We start from the raw sequence: 20,723 nt of genomic DNA, 5'->3' as shown, positions 1-20,723 counted from the left end.
CCCGCTGGGCCGTCGCAAACGGACGAACGCCTTTAATTTAACCAATCAGGATTGCGTTTGAAGTAATGTCCCAGGTGGTCGGACCACACAATTTACGTATCGACCGACCTGAATCGGTTCAGGCTGGGTGCGGGACGTTGGACAAAAAAGGGCGCGGAATCGGCAACCTGATCCCACGCCCGTCAAATTGAAAGAACCTTCGGCGGTTTAAACGACGACGAACTTCTTCGCCTGCGGATCATAACACTGCAGTCCGCCTTCACCGATATCGGTCCACAATCCATGCAGGCTGAGCGAGCCATCCTCGACCGCCGACGACACAAACGGGAAGGTCATCAGATTTTCCAACGAGGCCACAACCGCCTGCCGTTCAAATTGACGCGCTTGCTCTGCCCCGTCTTCGACATCAGAAACAAGTTCGTATTTCGGCTTCAGGATATCCATCCAGCGGCCAACAAAGCTTTCTTTCGCTTCCAACTGCGGGGCCTGTCCCTTGCACATGTCAATGCAACCCTGAACCCCGCCGCATTGCGAATGGCCCAGCACGATCAGATGCGCCACTTTCAGCGCAGTTACGGCATATTCGATTGCCGCGCTTGTGCCGTGGTGGTCACCGTCAGGGGCGTAAGGCGGAACAAGGTTTGCGATATTGCGGTGAATGAAGAACTCACCCTGATCAGCCCCGAAGATCGAAGTGACATGAACCCGACTATCGCAGCACGAAATCACCATGGCGCGCGGACGCTGTCCCTCTGTAGCAAGACGGCGATACCAGACCTGGTTCTCGGAATAAGTGGTGGCTTTCCAGCCATGATACCGTTTGACCAGATAATTCGGCAAAGGCTTGGCATGATCCATGTTCGTGTCCCTGATTTGTTCGCTGTGGGCTGCTCTAGCCCGAATTCGAGGAAAATTCGAGCAATTATCCCTCAGGAACGCAAGGTTTTGCAAAGAAGTTCTCGGTCAAAGTCGCCTTGTACCGTGGGGGTATAGTGAATTGGGGAATAAGTGGTGGAAAATATAATCACGCTTGAACACAAAGAAACTGTCCGACTGGACCCGGACCGGGTGAACGGGTTGTATCGGCAGCTTGGAGAAAAGAATGCACTGGACGTGTTGTGCCGCACGGTCGAGGAGCTGGCCGTTCGCCTGTCGAATTGCGAACGGTTCTGGCGGCAGCGCGATTGGACCGGGCTGCGAAAATGTTCGCGGTCGTTGGTGGCGATAGCCGACCAGGTCGGCATGACAGCACTGGCTGATGTCGCAGATGACGTCGCCCGGAACGTAGATGCAGGAGATGCGGTCGCCACGGGCGCCACCCTGTCTCGTCTGATCCGCGTGGGCGAGAAATCCCTGACGGTGATCTGGGATCAGCAGGACCTTTCTGTCTGACAGGGGCTTGCAGATGGAATGTGGGCGGCTAGGCTGGGCGCAAATCGAACCAGCCGAGTTACCCATGACCCTGACCTTTGCCTCGCCCTCAGACAATTCTGTCCCGCTGCACGTGATCGCCCAACCCGATCTGGATGATTGGGTAAAGGATCAGCCTGATGCCGTGCAGAACTGGGTCACGAACAACGGGTTTACGGGGGCGATGGGCCAGACCTTGTTGGTTCCCGGAACGGACGACGCGCCGCTTTACGCTTTGGCGGGGTATGGCAAACCCGCAGGCCGCGCCCGCAAGCGTTTTCCACTGGCGGCTGCGGCAGAGGCTCTGCCGAAAGGCACCTATCACATCGCTTCGGGCGTTCCCAAGGACGCTCTGGAAACCGAATGCTTTGGCTGGTTGATGACCGGATACGCATTTGACCGCTATGCCAGTCAGTCGCCGGCCAAAGCCCGGCTGGTTGCCCCCGACGGCATTGATGCCGCGCGTCTTGAGGTTCTGGCCAAAGCCGAAGCCCTGATCCGGGATCTGGTCAACACCCCCGCGTCGGATATGGGGCCAGAGCAATTACAGGCCGCCTCCGAGGGCCTCGCGCAGGAATTCGGCGCATCCTGTTCGGTGATCGCAGGCGATGCGCTGCTGGATCAGAACTTTCCGATGATCCACACGGTTGGCCGCGCTGCCGCGCAGGAACCGCGGCTGATCGAGATGAACTGGGGCACAACAGGGCCAAAGCTGACCTTGGTCGGTAAAGGTGTGTGCTTTGACACGGGCGGTCTGAACCTGAAACCCGGCGCGTCGATGGGGTTGATGAAGAAAGATATGGGTGGTGCCGCCAATGTTCTGGGGCTGGCCCGTATGATCATGGCGCTGAAGCTGCCGCTGCAACTGCGGGTTCTGATCCCCGCTGTCGAGAATTCGGTGTCCGGAAACGCCTTTCGGCCCGGCGACATCCTGACCTCGCGCAAGGGCCTAACGGTCGAGATCAACAATACCGACGCCGAAGGTCGCCTTGTTCTGGCAGACGCGCTGGCGCTTGCGGACGAAGGGACACCGGACCTCGTGATCTCGATGGCGACGCTGACCGGGGCTGCGCGCGTGGCGGTTGGAACCGATCTTGCGCCCTATTTCACCGACAGCGACGCCGCGGCAGACGCGCTGACCCGCGCGGCGCGCAAGGCCGCCGATCCGGTCTGGCGCATGCCGTTCCACGACCCGTATGAAGGGTTGATCGAGCCGGGCATCGCCGATCTGGACAACGCCCCGGCCGGTGGGTTTGGCGGTTCCATTACCGCCGCGCTGTTCCTGCGTCGCTTTGTAGGCGACAGCCGTTACATGCATTTCGACATCTTCTCATGGCAGCGCAGCAACGAACCCGGTCGCAGCAAGGGCGGGTTTGGCCAAGGGCCCCGCGCCTTGTTGACGGCCTTGCCCGAGATGCTGGACCTATGACACGCCAACGCATCATCCAACCGGTTACCGACCTGTTGCGCGAGCCGGACGGTCCGCGCGACCGACAGTTGCTTTTTGGTGACGCTGTCGAGCTCTCAGAACGGGCAAACGGCTGGAGCCGGGTCATCGCAGAAAAAGATGGCTACGCGGGCTGGGTCCGCTCGGAACAGCTTGGCCCGGACCTAAGCGCAACGCATTGGATCACGGCACCAGCCACCCACGCCTATGCTCGGCCAGACATGAAAAGCCCCGACCGGACCTCTTTGAGTTTTGGAAGCAGGGTTGCGGCCACGTCCGAGGTAAATGGCTTTCTGGACACCGAGCTTGGGTTCATCCCGACCGTTCACGCCAAACATGTGGGCGTTCCGCTGACCGATCCTGTTGCAGTAGCCGAACTTTTTCTGGGCACACCCTATCTTTGGGGCGGAAACAGCCGGTTCGGGCTGGATTGTTCAGGACTGGTTCAGGCCGGGCTGCTAGCCTGCGGACAACCCTGCCCAGGAGACAGTGGCGATCAGGAACGCGAAGTTGGTCATCTGCTGCCGCAGGGCACCCCTCCTCAGCGCGGCGATCTGCTGTTTTGGAAAGGGCATGTGGCCTGGGTTTATTCCGAGGATATGCTGCTGCACGCCAATGCTTTCCACATGGACGTGACGTTTGAGCCAATGGAACAGGCGATCACGCGCATTCTGGAACAGGGTGACGGGCCGGTGACGGCCCATAAGCGGCTCTAATCAAGGTCAACTGAACGGATCAGCTTTCGCTCAAGCACGCGCAGCACCGTGCGCAGATCGTGGCCGCGTTTCAGGATTCGGCCATCCATGCCCACGACCGAATACATCCCTTGTTTCTGTCGAAGCCGGGGGTGTTTCTCGACCCGATAGATGGGATGTTCCGCAGTTCGGCGAAAGATCGAAAACACGGCCATGTCCCGCAAGTTGGAAATACCGTAATCGCGCCATTCTCCGGCGGCGACCATCCGGCCGTAGACGGACAGAATATGGGACATCTCATGCCGGTTAAACGCGACGGGCATCTGGGCCGAGTTTGCAGAGAACCGGCTGGGAGGCTGCATGTTCATACCCCAAGCCTTGCCGGAAAACGCGTCTGAATCAAGTCCGGCGACACCCGGGTGTGATATTTTTGGATCGCTCTAACGCCGCTGACCAACCTGTTGACAGATCAGGATGACCGGCAACAGCCCCACCGCCAGGATGACCAGAGAGGGGACCGCAGCCCCCTCGAGCCGTTCATCCGAGGCCAACCGATAGGCCTGCACCGCCAGCGTATCAAAGTTGAACGGGCGCATGATCAGGGTCGCGGGCAGTTCTTTCATCACGTCCACAAACACAATCAGCAGCGCCGTCAGCAAGGACGGTGTCAGGATAGGAAGATGAACCCGGCGCAATGTTCCCAGCGGGGTTTGCCCCAAAGACCGCGAGGCCGCGTCCATGTTGGCATGAACTGTGCTTTGCCCACCTTCATAAGCGCCGAGCGCCGCCGCCAAGAACCGCACCATATAAGCGGCGACCAGCAGCCATATTGAGCCCGTCACCAGCAAACCCGTCGAAACATCAAAGGTCGCCCGCATCCAAGCATCCAGTGCATTGTCGAAACTGGCAAATGGCACCATCAGGCCCACCGCAATGACACCTCCGGGCACCGCATAGCCCAACCGCGCCATGTACCCCGCGCCAGATGACAACCGCCCGGGGCGCAACCGCTGAAAGAATCCGACGGTGATCGCGGCGCAAACCGTAATCACGGCGGCAGTACCGGCCAAAGTCAGCGAGTTCTTAATGAAGCCGATATAGCGGCGCGACAGCAGGTTCTGCTCTGACTCCAGCCCCATCTGAATCAAGATGAACACCGGCAGCAGGAAGCCCAGAAGAACCGGAATGGCGCACAGCGTAAAGCCCGCAGCAGCCTGCCAGCCCTTTAGCCGCGCCGAGGGCAGTGACGCATGACTTTTCCCTGCCTGATAGTATTTCGCCTTACCGCGCTGCATCCGTTCGGCCACGGCCATGACCAGCGCAAAACCCAGCAGGCACAAGGCCAACTGCGCGGCGGCAGCGCGGTCTCCGATGGAAAACCAGCTTGTGTAGATACCGGTGGCGAATGTTTGCACGCCAAAATAGGCGACAGTGCCGAAATCGGCGATGGTTTCCATGATCGCCAGCAGCACACCCCCCGCAATTGCCGGGCGCGCCATGGGCAGCGATACGTGCCAGAACGCCAGCCAAGGGCTTTTGCCTAACGCCCGCGCCGCAAGAAAAGCCGTGGCGCTTTGCTGAAGGAACGCGGCGCGGGCCAGCAGGTAGACATAAGGATACAGCACGAGGATCAGCATCACCGCCGCACCCTCGGTCGAGCGTATCTCGGGGAACCAATAGTCGCGCGGCCCCCAGCCGGTCACATCGCGCAGGGTGCTTTGGACAATGCCGGGGTGATCCAGAATGAACGTATAGGCATAGGCCAGCACATAGGCCGGAAAAGCCAGCGGCAACACCAGCGCGATTTCCAGGAACCGAACGCCGGGAAAGCGTGTCATGGTCACAAGCCACGCAGCACCGACACCGATGGCAAACGTACCAATCGCCACCAGAACGACCAAAATCACCGTCGTAAGCGCATAGCGCGGCAAAACGGTCTGCAACAGGTGCGAGATCGTATCCGTTCCGCCCGTTGCAGCCGCCAGAACGACGGCGAGCATCGGCAACAGGCAAGCGGCCGCAACAAGACAGGCGACCGTGCCAACCAGCCGGGTACCAAACGCGCCGTGGTTGCGCGTGCCATGTTCTGAAACTTCTATGTCGGCCATGATCCCGGCTTGTAACTGGCGAATGCGCAGAGTTGGCCATTAATCGACCAAAACGCTAAGAAACACCAGTCTACAGGGGAACAAATCTGCGGCACAAACTGCCGCAGACTTTATTCATAGACCCGCTGATCCTCGATCACCAAACCATCCTTGGGCAGCGAACCGGGTTCAACAACCTCGATCGCGCCTTTTAGCTTCAGCACTTCGATCACGGATTTGGCATAGGTCATGTCATCTCCGCTGGGGCTTTCAATCTGAACGGTCATTGTATCCATCTCGCCCTGACGGGCTGCGATGACACGCGCCTTTACGATCTCGGCGTGTTTGTCGACCAGCGCGGCCACCTGTTCAGGACGCACGAACATGCCCTTGATCTTGGTCGTCTGGTCGGCACGACCCATCCAGCCTTTGATCCGCGCATTTGTACGACCGCAGGGCGACTGGCCGGGCAGGATCGCCGACAGATCACCGGTCGCGAACCGGATCAACGGATAATCGGGGTTGAGCGAGGTTACGATCACCTCACCCACTTCACCCTCGGCCACAGGGATGCCGGTGCCGGGGGTCACGATCTCGACGATGATGTGTTCGTCCAGAATCATCCCCTCCATCGCAGGGCTTTCGTAAGCGATATTGCCCAGATCAGCGGTGGCATAGCATTGCAGGCACGAAATCCCGCGATCCGCATATTCCTGACGCAAGGATGGGAACAGCGCGCCGCCTCCCACAACAGCCGTAGCGAATTGCAGGTCCACACCCATCTCATCCGCTTTATCCAGTATGATCTTCAGATAGTCGGGCGTTCCGGCATATGCGGTGCAACCCACATCACGCGCGGCGGTCACTTGCAGCTCGGTCTGGCCGGTGCCTGCGGGCAACACGGCGGCGCCCACGGCCCGCGCGCCGCTTTCAAATATCATGCCGGCAGGCGTCAGGTGATAGCCGAAACAGTTCTGCACGATATCGCCCGGCCCCACGCCTGCCGCGTGCAGGAACCGGCCCATGCGCCACCAATCGGGATCGGTGTTGCCCGGTTCGTAGATCGGACCCGGAGACTGAAACACATGATGGAAATGCCGCGCCGGAGTGACCGTGAACCCGCCGAACGGAGGTCGCTGAGCCTGTGCCTGCGCCAGTTCAGATTTGCGTAGAACCGGCAGTTTGACCAGATCTTCGATGGTTTTCACCGCATCGGTATCCACCCCGGCCAGATGAGCCTGAAACCCCGGCGCGGATTGGGCGCGTTCCAGCTGAACTCGCAACCCTTGCGCCTGATCGGCTGCGCGCTGATCGGCTGATCGGGTTTCGAGTGCGTCGTAGTAAGTCATCGCCAGATCCTCCACCCGCTCACAACCACCTCTTGCGGCGGCGGTATGAGCGTACATCTCGGAAACTTTTTCGGCCTTCATCGGACATGCCCAGATAGAACTCTTTCACGTCCGGGTTTTCACGCAACTCATCGGCAGGACCGTCCATAACGACACGGCCCGATTCCAGAATGTACCCGTAATGGGCGAACCGCAGAGCAACGTTTGTATTCTGTTCGGCCAGCAGGAAGGACACGCCCTCTTTTTCATTGAGATCCTTCACGATGCCAAAAATCTCTTCGACCAATTGCGGGGCCAGCCCCATTGAAGGCTCGTCCAGCAGGATCGTTTCCGGCCGCGACATCAACGCCCGGCCCATGGCAACCATCTGCTGCTCACCGCCCGAGGTATAACCCGCCTGCGACCGGCGCCGTTCAGCCAGACGCGGGAAGTAGGTGTAAACCAGATCAAGGTCTTTCTGGACCGCAGCCTTGCCGTCCTTGCGGGTATAAGCTCCGGTCAGAAGATTTTCCTCGACCGTGAGGTGTTCGAAACAGTGACGGCCCTCCATCACCTGAATCACGCCTTTTTCAACCAGATCCGCCGGATCGCTTTCATGCACGCTTGCGCCGCGATACTTGATCGACCCTTTGGTGACTTCGCCCCGTTCCGAATGCAGCAGGTTCGACACCGCCTTGAGCGTCGTCGTCTTGCCCGCGCCATTACCACCGAGCAGAGCAGTAATACCGCCTTTGGGAACGGTCAGGCTGACACCCTTAAGGACGAGGATCACATGGTTGTAGATCACCTCGATATTGTTGACTTCAAGCAGGGTTTCCGCCTGCACGTCAGTGGTTTGAGCCGCATCCAGCATCAGCGCGTGTCCTCGTGCGAGTGTTGGGGTCGGGACGGCGGTCTGCCGCCGCCCCGGATTTCAGTACGTCGGATCAGCAGCGCGATCCGATGTTGTTTTCCGACGCATAAGCGCTCGAGTCTTCGTCGATCAGCGGACCGATCACGTCGCCATCGGTTGCCTTGAACTCGGAAATCAGGCTCCAGGTTTTGTTGGCCGCATCCCATTGGGTCACACCAACCAGAGCGTCCCCGCCGTGGTTCTCACACGAGACCGAGAATGCCGGACCAAAACCAGGCAGACCCAGTTCGGTCATCTTGGCTTCGTTGATTTCCAGCGCCTCCATACCGTCGCGCATCATCGCAGGGGTGATGTCGGCAGTACCGTGGATTTCCTGCGCTTTCTTGGCAGCTTCGGCCGCAAGCATCGCGGCATAAAGACCACGGTTGTACAGAACCGTACCGACCTGATCGCCAGCACCGGCAGCTTTACCCGCATCGACGACATGCGTCTTCAGATCGTCAAAGACCGGGAAATCCGTGCCCACGTTGTGGAAGGTCAGCGCCTTATAGCCGTTTGCGGCCTCGCCCGCTGGCAGCACATCGTTTTCAGAACCGGACCACCAGATACCGATGAAGTTTTCCATCGGGTAACGGATGTTGGCAGCTTCCTGAACGGCCACCTGGTTCATGACACCCCAGCCCCACATCAGAACATAATCGGGGCGATCACGGCGGATTTGCAGCCACTGCGATTTCTGTTCCTGGCCCGGATGGTCAACCGGCAGGGCGACAAGCTCAAAGCCATGCTTGGCCGAAAGCTCTTCCAACGTGCGGATCGGTTCCTTGCCATAGGCCGAGTTGTGGTAGACCAGAGCAATTTTCTTGCCGCTCAGGTCCCCGCCATTCTCTTCCAGCAGGTAGTTCACCGCGCCCGAGGCACCATCCCAATAGTTTGCAGGATAGTTGAACGTGTGGCTGAACACATCGCCGTTCTTGGCGGACGTACGGCCATAGCCCATCGTGTGCATCGGGATGCCGTCTGCCGTGGTCTTAGGGATCAGCTGATACGTGATACCGGTCGACAGCGGTTGATAGACCAGCGCACCTTCGCCCTTGGTCGATTCATAGCATTCCACACCTTTTTCGGTGTTATACCCTGTCTCGCATTCAATCACCTTCGCCGGAACGCCACCGATCCCGCCGTCACGTTCGTTCAGCAGGGTAAAGTAATCCGCATACCCATCCGCAAACGGAATACCACCCGCCGCGTAAGGTCCGGTACGGTAGCTGAGTGACGGGAATACGAGATCGGCCATAACCGGTCCTGCCGCCATTACGGCGCCCAGCGCCACGGTTGCCAATTTCAATTTCATCGGGTTTCTCCTCCCTTGGTTGGTCCGATGTTGGGTTCGGGCTTTGCACCCGTTATCTGATTGGGCCTGCCCCTAGTGCGGGAATGGCCAGAGTCTGAGTTTCTCTTTGGTGACGCGCCACAACTGCGCCAGCCCATGTGGTTCCAGGATCAGGAACATGATGATCAGCCCACCGACGATCACCAGCTGCAAATGCGCCACGATATCCGTGGGCCAACCCAGCATATCCGCGCCAACCACTTTCAGGACCACCGGCAACAGCACAAGGAACGCCGCCCCCGCAAAGGACCCGAAGATAGAGCCCAATCCCCCGATAATGATCATGAACAGAACCAGGAACGATTTGGTAATGCCGAACACCTCGCCAACCTCAACCGCGCCGAGGTAGACCGCAAAGAACAACGCGCCCGAGATGCCTACAAAGAATGAGCTGACAGCAAAGGCGGTCAGTTTCGCCTTTAGAGGGTTCACCCCGATGATCTCGGCCGCGATATCCATATCGCGGATCGCCATCCACGTACGCCCGGTAGTGCCGCGTGTCAGGTTGCGTGCGATCACGGCGCAGACGGTCAGAAAGATCAGGCAGAACAGATACGTGGCCCATGCCGGAGCATTCGGTCCAGTGATGATGATCCCGAACACATCGCGTTCCGGTGCGTTGATCTGACCCGACGCCGAGTAGTTGTAGAACCACGGCACCCGGTTGAACAGCCACACAAGAAAGAACTGCGCGGCCAGCGTCGCCACCGCCAGATAGAACCCCTTGATCCGCAACGATGGAAGACCGAACAGAACGCCGACAATGGCCGTGATACCACCTGCCAGTATGACATGGATAAACATGCTGACGTCAGGAAAGGCCGTCATCAGCTTGTAGCAGGCATAAGCCCCCACCGCCATGAAGCCGCCCGTACCAAGGCTGACCTGCCCGCAATATCCAACCAGAATATTCAGGCCGATCGCCGCGATCGCGTAGATCAGGAACGGCAGCAAAAGCGCGTTAGCCCAGTAATCGTTGATGATGAACGGTATGATCCCGAACGCGACCGCCAGAACCACATAGTACCGATACCGGTCGAACTTGATCGGGAAAGTCTGGCTGTCATCCACATAGGAAACTTTGAAGTCTCCGGCTTCACGATAGAACATGTGTCACTTTCCCCATTGTTCCTGCGCCCGGTTCCGGGCTGCGGCGTCCAGTTGATTGGACCCTTTTGCGTATCCGCTCGCCTCTGACGCGCGCACCAGTTTCATGTAGGCCATGATGCCCGTGACCAGCCCGGCAAAGGCAAGGATCGCAGCGACAACCAGTTGGGTTGCGGTCAGATCGTCCGAGGTGACGGCGATATAGCCAAAAGCCCAAAACCCCGACCACGCGATCACATTGATGATGGCAATCATTTTCTGCATCGCTACACCCTCTCGATGATCTTCTCACCGAACAGACCCTGCGGTCGGAATACAAGGAAGATCAGCGCCAGAACATAGGCGAACCAGTTCTCGGTCGCGCCACCGACCATCGGGCCGATTGCGAATTCAAACAGCTTTTCACCCACTCCGATGATCAGCCCGCCCACAATCGCACCGGGGATCGAGGTAAAGCCGCCCAGCATCAGCACCGGCAACGCCTTAAGCGCGATCAGCGACAGCGAGAACTGAACGCCCGACTTGGTGCCCCACATGATCCCGGCGACCAGAGCGACAAACCCAGCAACCGACCAGACCATGATCCAGATGAAGTTAAGCGAGATTCCCACCGACAGCGCGGCCTGATGATCATCCGCCACCGCTCGCATCGCCCGACCCTGCTTGGTGTATTGGCTGAACACCACCAGCGCGGCCACCAGCAGCGCCGCAATCAAGGTCGCCACGATGTCCAGGTTGTCGATGAAGAAGCCATAGCCAAAGATGTTGAACGTGGTCTCGTCGATCCACAGGTTGATGCCTTGTGGCAGGCCAACGTCCAGGGTCTTGATCTCGGATCCCCACATCAGGTCGGCCACGCCTTCAAGCAAATAGGCCAGACCGATGGTCGCCATGAACAGAATGATCGGTTCCTGACCAACCAGATGGCGCATGACGAACCGTTGCACCGCCCAGGCAAGGAACACCATCACGGCCATGGTCAGCAGGATCGCCAGCAACGCCGGGACATTCCACCCGAAATAGTGGATATGCGTCCCGAAGATCGCGTTGATCAGATGCGCGAACGGCACTTGCCCATTCATGATCCCGACAAGGGTCATGGCCGCGAACAGGGCCATAACACCCTGAGCATAATTGAAAATCCCCGAAGCCTTGTAAATAAGCACAAAGCCCAGTGCGACCAGCGCATACAGAACCCCGGCCATCAGGCCATTCAGGATGACCTCCATCGCGAAAATCAGCTGATCAGGCATGTTCGCCCCCTCTCATGTCTGTCAGTTGGTCAGTCATGGCTCACCCCCAAATAGGCGTCGATGACTTCCTGGTTGTTGCGCACCTCGTCCGGTGTGCCGTCCCCGATCTTCTTTCCGTAATCCATCACGACAACCCGGTCGCTCAGATCCATCACCACGCCCATGTCGTGTTCGATCAGGGCGATGGTGGTGCCGAACTCGTCATTCACATCCAGGATAAAGCGGCTCATGTCCTCTTTTTCCTCGACGTTCATGCCTGCCATCGGTTCGTCCAACAGCAACAGCTTGGGTTCGGCCGCCAACGCACGGGCCAGCTCTACGCGTTTTTTCAATCCGTAAGGCAGGCGCGACACCGGAGTTTTCCGGATGTGTTGGATTTCAAGAAAGTCGATGATCTTCTCGACCGCCTCGCGGTTTTCGGTTTCTTCCGCCTCGGCTTTCCCTTTCCACAGCGCCTGCTGGAAAATGTTGGTCTTCATGTAACCCAGCCGCCCTGTCATGACGTTATCCAGAACGCTCATGCCTTCGAACAGGGCAATGTTCTGGAAGGTTCGCGCAATCCCCTGTTGTGCCACCTCAAAAGGCCGCATCGGAGGGCGCTTCGCCCCGTGAAACCAGACCTCACCCTCTTGCGGGACATAGAACCCCGATATCACGTTCAGCATCGAGGACTTCCCCGCGCCGTTCGGGCCGATAATGGCGCGGATCTCACCTTCGCGGATGTCGAACGAGATATCCTTGATCGCGACCACACCACCGAAACGCAGGGTGATATTCTTCATCTCCATCACCACGCCGCCGATCTTGCGGCCATCCTCGGTGACATATCCTTCGGAACTATCCAGCATCAGTCACTCCCTGACTTGCGCAAAAACGGGACGGAGGGCGGGGCGACGACCGCAGGTCGAGCGGCGCTCGAACGGCCCTCATTCCGCCGCCACCTTGTGCTGTGCCGCCGGTACAACCGCTGCGTCGATGATTTGCAGCGTAGCGCTGATCGACCCTTTGCGCCCGTCCTCATAGGTCACTTCGGTCGTCGTCGAGACATTGGGCGAGCCATCATAGAGGGCGGCAATAATGTCGTGGAACTTCTCCTCGACGAACCTGCGCCGCACTTTGCGGGTCCGGGTCATCTCACCATCATCGGCGTCCAGTTCCTTGTGCAGAACCACAAAGCGATGCACCTGACAGCCCGACAGCATCTCATCGGCCGCAACCGACTTGTTCACCTCTTCCACATGGGCCTTGATGGTCTCTAACACACGGGGATGGCTGGTCAGTTCCTGATACGACGCATAGGCAACGTTGTTGCGTTCTGCCCAGTTGCCTACCGCCATCAGGTCAATATTGATGAAGGCCACGCAACGATCCTTGCCGTTTCCGAACAGCACAACCTCAAGAATATCAGGATAGAATTTCAACTTGTTCTCGACATATTTAGGCGCAAACATCGATCCGTCGGCCATTTTGCCCACATCCTTGGCGCGGTCGATAATCCGCAGATGGCCGCTGCTTTCCTCGATGAACCCGGCGTCCCCGGTCGCGACCCAGCCCTCGGCATCCTTGGTGGAGGCGGTCGAATCCGGGTTGTTGTAATACTCCACAAACACGCCCGGCGAGCGGTAGTGAATCTCGCCACTGTCATCGACCTTCAGCTCGACCGCGGGTGAGGGCACACCAACCGTATCGGCGCGCACTTCGCCATCGGGCTGCTGGGTGATGAACACCGTGGCCTCGGTCTGGCCATAAAGCTGTTTGAGATTGATCCCCAACGAGCGGTAAAAGTCGAAAATCTCGGGCCCGATCGCCTCACCCGCCGTATAGCCCACCCGGAACCGCCCATAGCCCAGCGTATCCTTGAGCGGGCCGTAAACCAGCATATTGCCCAGCGCGTATTTCATCTTGTCGCCAAAACTGACCGGCTTGCCATCCAACAACAGGCCACCGACTTTTTTGGCGTGGGCCATGAAATTATGGAACATCTTCCGCTTCAGGCTGCCCGCGTCCTCCATGCGGATCATCACATTGGTTAGCTGGGTTTCGAAAACGCGCGGTGGGGCGAAGAAATAGGTCGGCCCGATTTCGCGCAGGTCGGTCATCATTGTGTCGGCACTTTCAGGGCAGTTCACGCAGAAGCCGCACCAATAGGCCTGACCGATGGAAAAGATGAAATCACCCACCCAGGCCATGGGCAGATAAGAAAGAATATCCTCATTCCGTGTCAGGTGGTCGAACTCAGAGGAATTCTTTGCGCTTTCGATCACGTTACGGTTCGACAGCACCACGCCCTTGGGCTTTCCGGTCGTACCCGAGGTATAAAGCATCACGCAGGTGTCGTCATAGGTGATCGCGGCGATCCGCTTATCCAGCTCGGTGTCGAACCGTGCGTGTCCCGCGCCGCCTTCGGCCATAATGTCGTCCAGCGCGTTCATCTGGGAATGGTCGTATTTCCGCATCCCGCGCTTGTCGGTATAAAGGATGTGTTTGACCTGATGCAGGTTTTCCTGAATCTCGATGACCTTGTCGACCTGCTCCTGATCACCGCAAACGACGTATTTCGCGCCGCAATGTTCCAGCACATAGGCCATCTCTTCGGCGACCGAGTCCTGATACAGAGGCACCGGTACAGCACCCACCATCTGAGCGGCTACCATTGACCAATAATGCGCCGGGCGGTTTCGCCCGATCACGGCGATATGGTCACCCTTTTCCACGCCGATTTCCAGAAATCCCAGCGCCAGTTTACGGATTTCAGCGGCGGCCTCGGCCCAGGACCAGCATTGCCAGATCCCGAATTCCTTTTCCCGGTAGGCCGGGGAATCCCCGAACTGCGTCGCATTGCGGTGTAACAGCGCCGGAAGAGAGGTCATCCCTTCAGCGCCCGACTGCGTCTGAGCCAATCTCTTTCTCCTCCCTATCCAACCCCTCCCTTGGGTCGGAAATGGCGGGTCCGGTTCAGACCCGGACACCACTGCCCCTATGACGGGACACGAGGACGATCAGCGGCAAGTTTTGCCTGATGTTTTCTCAATTCTTACGAATTGTAACAGGGGGGTGCGGTACAGCGCTCAGACATATCTCTACCCTTGTCGCCGCAAGGCTGAAGAATGTGTCAGGAATTTCAAGATTATGTCGAATTTCCGAGCCAATTCCCACTTAACCAACTGAATAAATTAGGTCATTGGGAAATTATGAGGACACTTTATGAAACGCATTGTTCTTTCGAGTATCTTGTTAACTGCTGCTGCGGGCTGCGCTCCTGAACCCGTTCAAATGGCTGCTCCATTTCATTACAACGGGAATTACTACATGGCCGGAGACAATGCCTGTGCAAGGGTGACACAAGTCGCTAAAGGAAGGGTCATGTGCACAAACAAGGCTGGTAAAATACCGGATACCGGGATGCGATGACCGACCAGCAGTTACAGATGTATAGGCACAATCAATTAATGGCACAGCAGAGACGCGCTCAGGCCGCTGCGGAACAGGCCGCTCTCATGCAGCAGATGCAACACGCCTCGAATTCCATTCAGTTATCAACGCCGCAGTATACGCCAATGCCTGCTCCGGTAGTGGCGCCAATCAGCATGCCCGGTAGCAATACTATTTCTTGTATCAGTGTTTCGGACGGCTTTTACACAAACTGCCGCTACTAAAATCACGTAGTTAAGAACCCGTACCGCTGTATGCAGGTCGTCTATCCTTGCGGGCCCGCTAAATTAGTTGGCCCGTGATACTGTGTTGGGAATCTACAACCAATCCCGCAAAATTGGGATCAGCGGCACATCCGCAGCTGGCATTGGGTAATTCCGCAACTCATTCGCACGCACCCATTTCAACGCCTGCCCTTCTTTCGACTGCGGTATCCCCTCCCACTTGCGGCAGGCAAAAAGCGGCATGAGCAAATGAAAATCGTCATAGCTGTGGCTGGCAAAAGTCAGTGGCGCAAGGCACGAGGCCCAGGTGTTGATCCCCAGTTCTTCCTCCAGCTCGCGGATCAGGGCGGCCTCGGGGATTTCGCCGGGTTCGATCTTTCCGCCGGGGAACTCCCACAAACCAGCCATGGACTTGCCCTCCGGGCGCTGCGCTAGCAGCACCCGGCCTTCGACGTCGATCAGGGCGACAGCCGACACCAAAACGGTCTTCATGAACGATAATCCGCGTTGATCTCGATATAGCCGTGGGTCAGATCGCAGGTCCAAACGGTGGATGCGCCCTCGCCCAAACCCAGATCGACCGCGACCACCAAGTCTTGGCCTTTCATATAAGCGGCCGCGTCTTCCTCGCGGTAGTCAGGGCTAACCCAGCCTTTCTCGGCCACCAGAATATCGCCGAAAGAAATGCTCAGCAGGTCGCGGTCGGCGGCGGCACCGGATTTCCCGATGGCCATGACCACGCGGCCCCAGTTGGGGTCTTCGCCCGCAATCGCCGTTTTCACCAGCGGTGAGTTGGCAATCGCCAGCCCATGCACCTTGGCATCCGCGTCCGAGACCGCGCCAGTCACACGGATTTCCACGAATTTCGTGGCCCCTTCGCCGTCGCGCACCACCTGCTGTGCAAGGTCCAGCATCACAGCCTCAAGCGCCTGCGCAAAACTCGCGTTGCCAGTGGCATCCACACCCGAGGCCCCGGTTGCACATAACAATAGGGTATCCGAGGTCGAGGTATCGCTGTCCACGGTGATACAGTTGAAGGTACGATCCGTTTGCGTGCCCAGCATCGACTGCAGCGCCGATTGCTCGACCAAGGCGTCGGTGAAGATGTAAACCAACATCGTCGCCATATCCGGCGCGATCATACCAGAACCCTTGGCGATCCCCGCAATAGAGACTGTTTTTCCATCAATCTCAACCTGCGCCGAGGCCCCCTTGGGGAAGGTGTCGGTGGTCATGATCGCCCGCGCAGCATCCTCGATCGCGTGGCGGCTGAGGCCCGATTTCAACGCTTCAAGCTGGGCGGTGATCTTGTCATGGGGCAGCGGCTCACCGATCACGCCAGTTGACGAGGTGAATACCCGTTCCACCGCAACACCAGTGGCTTTGGACACGGCTTGCGTCAGCTCGGTCACCGATGTCTGGCCGTGATGCCCGGTGAACGCATTGGCATTGCCTGAATTCACAAGGATCGCCGCCGGGCCATCGCTGGCCCCGCCGATTTTGTCCTGACAATCCAATACGGGTGCCGCGCGGGTGGCCGAGCGCGTGAACACCCCCGCCACCGAGGTACCGGGATCCAGCACCGCCAGCATCACATCGGTCCGGCCCTGATAGCGCACGCCCGCTTCAACCGTGGCAAAGCGCACCCCGTCAATCGCGGGCAATTCAGGAAACGCCGCCGGAGCCAGCGGCGAAACTTTGGTGATCGTCGCCACGGTCGCTTACTCCTGAATCAACTCAATCTGACGAACGACGTCGGGGCTTACCCCTTCCAGTTCGGGCCGCTCGATCTGTGCTGCCTCAGTCAATTCTTCGATACGAGCCTGAATCGCTTCGTTTTGAACCGTCTGTGTCAGTTCATCGCGGATGGCATCCAGCTCCGGGGCTTCGGATTTGCGTCTGTCATTCAATGTCACGACATGCCAGCCGAACTGGGTTTGCACCGGGTCGGAAACCTGACCTCGCTCCAGTTCCAGAACAGCGGCCTCAAACTCGGGCACCATCTGGCCTTTGCCGAACCATCCCAGTGAACCGCCATTGGGTCCCGACGGGCCTGTCGATTTCTCTTTGGCCAGTTCAGCAAAATCCGCGCCGTCATCAAGCTGTGTCTTGATTTCCTTTGCCTCGTCTTCCGTCGCCACAAGGATGTGGCTGGCGTTGAATTCATCCTCGCCCTCAAACTGCGCATACTGCGCGTCGTAGGCAGATTGGATGGCTTCCTCGGTAACCGCATCCTCGACCAACGCATTCACGGTCTGAACTGCCAGCAACGACCGGGTCTCATTCGCCAGCGCAAGGGCGTTCAATTTCGTCAGCGCTTCCTGCTGCTGTCCCAGCAATTGCTGCTGAACCAGTTGCTCGATGATGAAGTCGTACAGAATATCGTCTTCAATCTGCTGATAGTTGGGCGGCAGGGTCGCAACAGTGGCGATGACATGGCCCAAAGTGATCTCGTCCCCGTTCACGCGGGCAACAACCGTACTGGCATCAGGCTGTGTTTCGGCGGCCAGCGGCAGGGCCATCATGGCAGTCAGGGCCAGAGATGGCAGAAAAGTGAAGCCTTTGGGCATTGAATCATCCTATTTCTTTGCCACGACGGGGCGCAGCGTTGACACTCAGGAACCTGCCGCTTACATCGCTTTGAAGCCTTGGACAGGGCCGCCTTTCACCCCCCGTATCTATGGGTTGCGCGCAAGGTGGGCAAGCCTGTCGCAACCAAGACAAGAACAGATTCGCTGGAGTGAACATGCTGGGACTCGGAACGCTCGCCAAAAAGGTGTTCGGAACACCGAACGACCGCAAGATCAAGGCGACCCGCCCGCTGATCGAACAGATCAATGCGCTGGAGCCCGAGTTCGAGAAATTGTCCGATGAGGGTCTGATCGAAAAGACTGCCGAGCTGCGCAAACGCGCGCTGGACGGCGAGAGCCTGGATGCCCTTCTACCCGAAGCCTTTGCCAATGTCCGCGAAGGGGCCAAGCGCGCCTTGGGTCTGCGCGCCTTTGACGTGCAGTTGATGGGCGGGGCCTTCCTGCATCAGGGCAACATCTCGGAAATGAAAACGGGTGAGGGCAAGACGCTGGTCGCCACTTTCCCCGCTTATCTGAACGCACTGACCGGCAAGGGCGTTCATGTTGTTACGGTGAACGAATACCTGGCCAAGCGCGACTCGGAATGGATGGGAAAGGTGTTCGGCGCTGTCGGCATGACCACTGGTGTTATCTGGTCGGGCCAGCCCGATGCCGAGAAAAAAGCCGCCTATGCCTGTGACGTGACCTACGCCACCAACAACGAACTGGGCTTTGACTATCTGCGCGACAACATGAAGGCCGATCTGGCCGAGATTTATCAAGTCCACCACAATTTTGCGATCGTGGACGAGGTTGACTCGATCCTGATTGACGAGGCTCGGACGCCGCTGATCATCTCGGGCCCGTCACAGGATCGGTCCGAGCTTTATACCACGATTGATGCGCTGATCCCGTCCTTGCAGGACGACCATTTCTCGTTGGACGAAAAATCCCGCAGCGTGACCTTTACGGATGAGGGCAACGAGTTCCTCGAGCAGCAACTGATCGCCGGCGGACTGATCCCCGAAGGCCATTCGCTGTATGATCCTGAAAGCACCACGGTTGTTCACCATGTGAATCAGGGCCTGCGCGCGCACAAGCTGTTCACGCGCGACAAGGATTACATCGTGCGTGATGGCAACGTAGTTCTGATCGACGAATTCACCGGCCGTATGATGCCGGGCCGCCGTCTATCGGAAGGTCTGCATCAGGCCATCGAAGCCAAGGAAGGTGTGCCTATTCAGCCGGAAAACGTGACGCTGGCCAGCGTGACCTTCCAGAACTATTTCCGTCTGTATGACAAGCTGGGCGGTATGACCGGCACCGCGCTGACAGAGGTCGAAGAATTTCAGGAAATTTACGGTCTGGGCGTGGTCGAAGTTCCGACCAACAAGCCGATTGCCCGCGTGGATGAAGACGACCAGGTTTATCGCACCGCTGGTGAAAAATACGGCGCGATGATCCAGGAAACAAAGGAAGCGCAGGAACGCGGGCAGCCCGTCCTTCTGGGCACCACCTCGATCGAAAAGTCTGAGCTTCTGAGCCAGATGCTGACGAAGGAAGGTGTCGAGCACAACGTCCTGAACGCGCGCCAGCACGAGCAAGAGGCGCAGATCGTCGCCGATGCAGGCCGGTTCGGTGCCGTCACCATCGCCACCAACATGGCGGGCCGCGGCACCGACATTCAGCTTGGCGGCAATGTCGAGATGAAGGTCCTGCAGGCGTTGGCTGAAAATCCCGAGGCCGACCCTGCCGAGCTTCGCTCTGCCGAGGAATCCCGCCACGCAGAAGAGAAAGATAAGGTTCTGGCTGCAGGTGGTCTTTATGTCATGGCGTCCGAACGCCACGAAAGCCGCCGCATCGACAACCAGTTGCGCGGCCGTTCCGGCCGACAGGGTGATCCGGGCCGCACCGTGTTCTACCTGAGCCTTGAGGATGACCTGATGCGCATCTTCGGGTCGGAACGTCTGGATAAGGTCCTGCACACGCTGGGCATGAAGGAAGGCGAGGCAATCATTCACCCTTGGGTGAACAAATCGCTGGAACGCGCGCAGTCCAAGGTCGAAGGGCGCAACTTCGACATGCGCAAGAACGTCCTGAAATTCGACGACGTCATGAACGACCAGCGTAAGGTGGTCTTTAGCCAGCGGCGCGAGATCATGTCGTCGGATGACCTGTCCGAAATCGTGTCGGATATGCGGGAACAGGTGATTGACGACCTGATCGATGAATACATGCCACCAAAATCCTACGCCGATCAGTGGGACACCGAGGGTCTTCATGAGGCGGTCAAAGACAAGCTGACCATCGACGCCCCCGTGCAGGACTGGGCAGCCGAAGAAGGCGTAGATGACGAACAGGTGCGCGAACGCCTGATTAATGCCTCGGACGAGATGATGGCGCAGAAGGCCGCAGCCTTTGGCCCCGAGAACATGCGCAACATCGAAAAGCAGGTGTTGCTGAACACGATCGACAGCAAGTGGCGCGAGCATCTTCTGACGCTGGAGCATCTGCGCTCGGTCGTGGGATTCCGCGGTTACGCCCAGCGCGACCCGCTGAACGAATACAAGAACGAAAGCTTCCAGTTGTTCGAAGGCATGTTGGACAGTCTGCGGGAAACTGTAACCCAGCAATTGTCGCGCGTCCGACCGCTTACCGACGAAGAACAGCGCGAGATGTTGGCGCAAATGCAGGCGCAGCAGGCACAGGCGCAACAAGCCGTCGATCAGGCGGTGGATCAGGCCGAAGCAGAGGCCGAGGCAGAAGCCTCGGGTGATGCGCGCCCCGGCTTTGTCGAAGATGACCCTAGCACATGGGGCAACCCGTCGCGCAACGACAGATGCCCCTGCGGATCAGGGAAAAAGTTCAAGCATTGCCACGGTCGTCTGACCTGACGCCGACGT

Annotated in this window: 18 protein-coding genes; 4 read left to right on the top strand and 14 right to left on the bottom strand. The window is 58.4% G+C overall.

The annotated features are described in order from the left end of the window. Window positions 1–207: 207 nt before the first annotated feature. Window positions 208–858 carry a carbonic anhydrase gene (locus GOX75_RS14325; RefSeq protein WP_171123916.1) on the bottom strand — a complete coding sequence of 217 codons (651 nt, stop codon included), beginning with the start codon at window positions 856–858 and terminating at the stop codon, window positions 208–210. 150 nt (window positions 859–1,008) lie between these two features. Here GOX75_RS14325 and GOX75_RS14320 point away from each other — a divergent pair, with 150 nt between their 5' ends. From GOX75_RS14320 to GOX75_RS14310, 3 genes are all read left to right on the top strand, one after another. Continuing rightward, window positions 1,009–1,392, top strand: coding sequence for a hypothetical protein (locus GOX75_RS14320; RefSeq protein WP_171124184.1), 384 nt, complete (start codon window positions 1,009–1,011; stop codon window positions 1,390–1,392). A gap of 64 nt (window positions 1,393–1,456) precedes the next feature. Beyond that, window positions 1,457–2,839 carry a M17 family metallopeptidase gene (locus tag GOX75_RS14315; RefSeq protein WP_171124182.1) on the top strand — a complete coding sequence of 461 codons (1,383 nt, stop codon included), beginning with the start codon at window positions 1,457–1,459 and terminating at the stop codon, window positions 2,837–2,839. Then, window positions 2,836–3,573: a C40 family peptidase gene (locus GOX75_RS14310; protein ID WP_171124181.1), complete on the top strand. Its 738-nt coding sequence runs from the start codon at window positions 2,836–2,838 to the stop codon at window positions 3,571–3,573. Before GOX75_RS14315 ends, GOX75_RS14310 begins: the two co-directional genes overlap by 4 nt. Here the strand turns inward: GOX75_RS14310 and GOX75_RS14305 are convergent. The 13 genes from GOX75_RS14305 to GOX75_RS14245 form a co-directional block, all read right to left on the bottom strand. Beyond that, the gene (locus tag GOX75_RS14305; RefSeq protein ID WP_171123908.1) at window positions 3,570–3,920 is read right to left on the bottom strand and encodes a DUF2794 domain-containing protein; all 351 of its coding nucleotides are present in this window, start codon (window positions 3,918–3,920) and stop codon (window positions 3,570–3,572) included. The two genes, GOX75_RS14310 and GOX75_RS14305, sit on opposite strands and share 4 nt — an antisense overlap. A 72-nt stretch (window positions 3,921–3,992) precedes the next feature. Next, entirely contained in the window at window positions 3,993–5,660 is a 1,668-nt protein-coding gene (locus tag GOX75_RS14300; RefSeq protein ID WP_171124179.1) for an iron ABC transporter permease, read from the bottom strand. A 110-nt stretch (window positions 5,661–5,770) separates the two neighbouring features. After that, entirely contained in the window at window positions 5,771–6,988 is a 1,218-nt protein-coding gene (locus GOX75_RS14295; protein WP_171124176.1) for a phenylacetate--CoA ligase family protein, read from the bottom strand. A 19-nt stretch (window positions 6,989–7,007) separates the two neighbouring features. Beyond that, window positions 7,008–7,841 (bottom strand): ABC transporter ATP-binding protein, encoded by an 834-nt coding sequence (locus GOX75_RS14290; RefSeq protein WP_171123903.1) that lies wholly within the window; start codon window positions 7,839–7,841, stop codon window positions 7,008–7,010. 73 nt (window positions 7,842–7,914) lie between these two features. After that, window positions 7,915–9,195 (bottom strand): ABC transporter substrate-binding protein, encoded by a 1,281-nt coding sequence (locus GOX75_RS14285; RefSeq protein WP_171123900.1) that lies wholly within the window; start codon window positions 9,193–9,195, stop codon window positions 7,915–7,917. A 72-nt stretch (window positions 9,196–9,267) separates the two neighbouring features. After that, window positions 9,268–10,344, bottom strand: a complete 1,077-nt coding sequence (locus tag GOX75_RS14280) for a branched-chain amino acid ABC transporter permease (protein ID WP_171124175.1) — start codon at window positions 10,342–10,344, stop codon at window positions 9,268–9,270. A 3-nt stretch (window positions 10,345–10,347) separates the two neighbouring features. Next, window positions 10,348–10,605, bottom strand: coding sequence for a hypothetical protein (locus GOX75_RS14275; RefSeq protein WP_171123896.1), 258 nt, complete (start codon window positions 10,603–10,605; stop codon window positions 10,348–10,350). Between the two features lie 2 nt (window positions 10,606–10,607). Then, window positions 10,608–11,594: a branched-chain amino acid ABC transporter permease gene (locus tag GOX75_RS14270; RefSeq protein WP_171124173.1), complete on the bottom strand. Its 987-nt coding sequence runs from the start codon at window positions 11,592–11,594 to the stop codon at window positions 10,608–10,610. A gap of 29 nt (window positions 11,595–11,623) precedes the next feature. Further along, entirely contained in the window at window positions 11,624–12,442 is an 819-nt protein-coding gene (locus tag GOX75_RS14265; RefSeq protein ID WP_171123892.1) for an ABC transporter ATP-binding protein, read from the bottom strand. A 78-nt stretch (window positions 12,443–12,520) separates the two neighbouring features. After that, window positions 12,521–14,464 carry an AMP-binding protein gene (locus tag GOX75_RS14260; protein WP_171124286.1) on the bottom strand — a complete coding sequence of 648 codons (1,944 nt, stop codon included), beginning with the start codon at window positions 14,462–14,464 and terminating at the stop codon, window positions 12,521–12,523. 879 nt (window positions 14,465–15,343) lie between these two features. After that, on the bottom strand, window positions 15,344–15,742 hold the full coding sequence (locus GOX75_RS14255) for a (deoxy)nucleoside triphosphate pyrophosphohydrolase (protein ID WP_171124171.1): 399 nt from the start codon (window positions 15,740–15,742) through the stop codon (window positions 15,344–15,346). Further along, window positions 15,739–16,965: a bifunctional glutamate N-acetyltransferase/amino-acid acetyltransferase ArgJ gene (argJ, locus tag GOX75_RS14250; RefSeq protein ID WP_171124169.1), complete on the bottom strand. Its 1,227-nt coding sequence runs from the start codon at window positions 16,963–16,965 to the stop codon at window positions 15,739–15,741. The genes GOX75_RS14255 and argJ overlap by 4 nt, the downstream gene beginning before the upstream one ends. Window positions 16,966–16,971: 6 nt before the next feature. Next, complete coding sequence (locus GOX75_RS14245) at window positions 16,972–17,820, bottom strand: peptidylprolyl isomerase (RefSeq protein ID WP_171124167.1); 849 nt, start codon at window positions 17,818–17,820, stop codon at window positions 16,972–16,974. Between the two features lie 176 nt (window positions 17,821–17,996). Between GOX75_RS14245 and secA the strand changes: the two genes are divergently transcribed. After that, a complete protein-coding gene (gene secA, locus GOX75_RS14240) occupies window positions 17,997–20,714 on the top strand; it encodes a preprotein translocase subunit SecA (protein WP_171124165.1) in 2,718 nt (905 codons plus the stop codon). Window positions 20,715–20,723: the final 9 nt, after the last annotated feature.

It is taken from the genome of Ruegeria sp. HKCCD7251 (genome assembly GCF_013031165.1).
Classification (GTDB): domain Bacteria; phylum Pseudomonadota; class Alphaproteobacteria; order Rhodobacterales; family Rhodobacteraceae; genus Ruegeria.
Note: the sequence above shows the minus strand (reverse complement) of the source record. Positions and strands in the feature narration are given on the sequence as shown.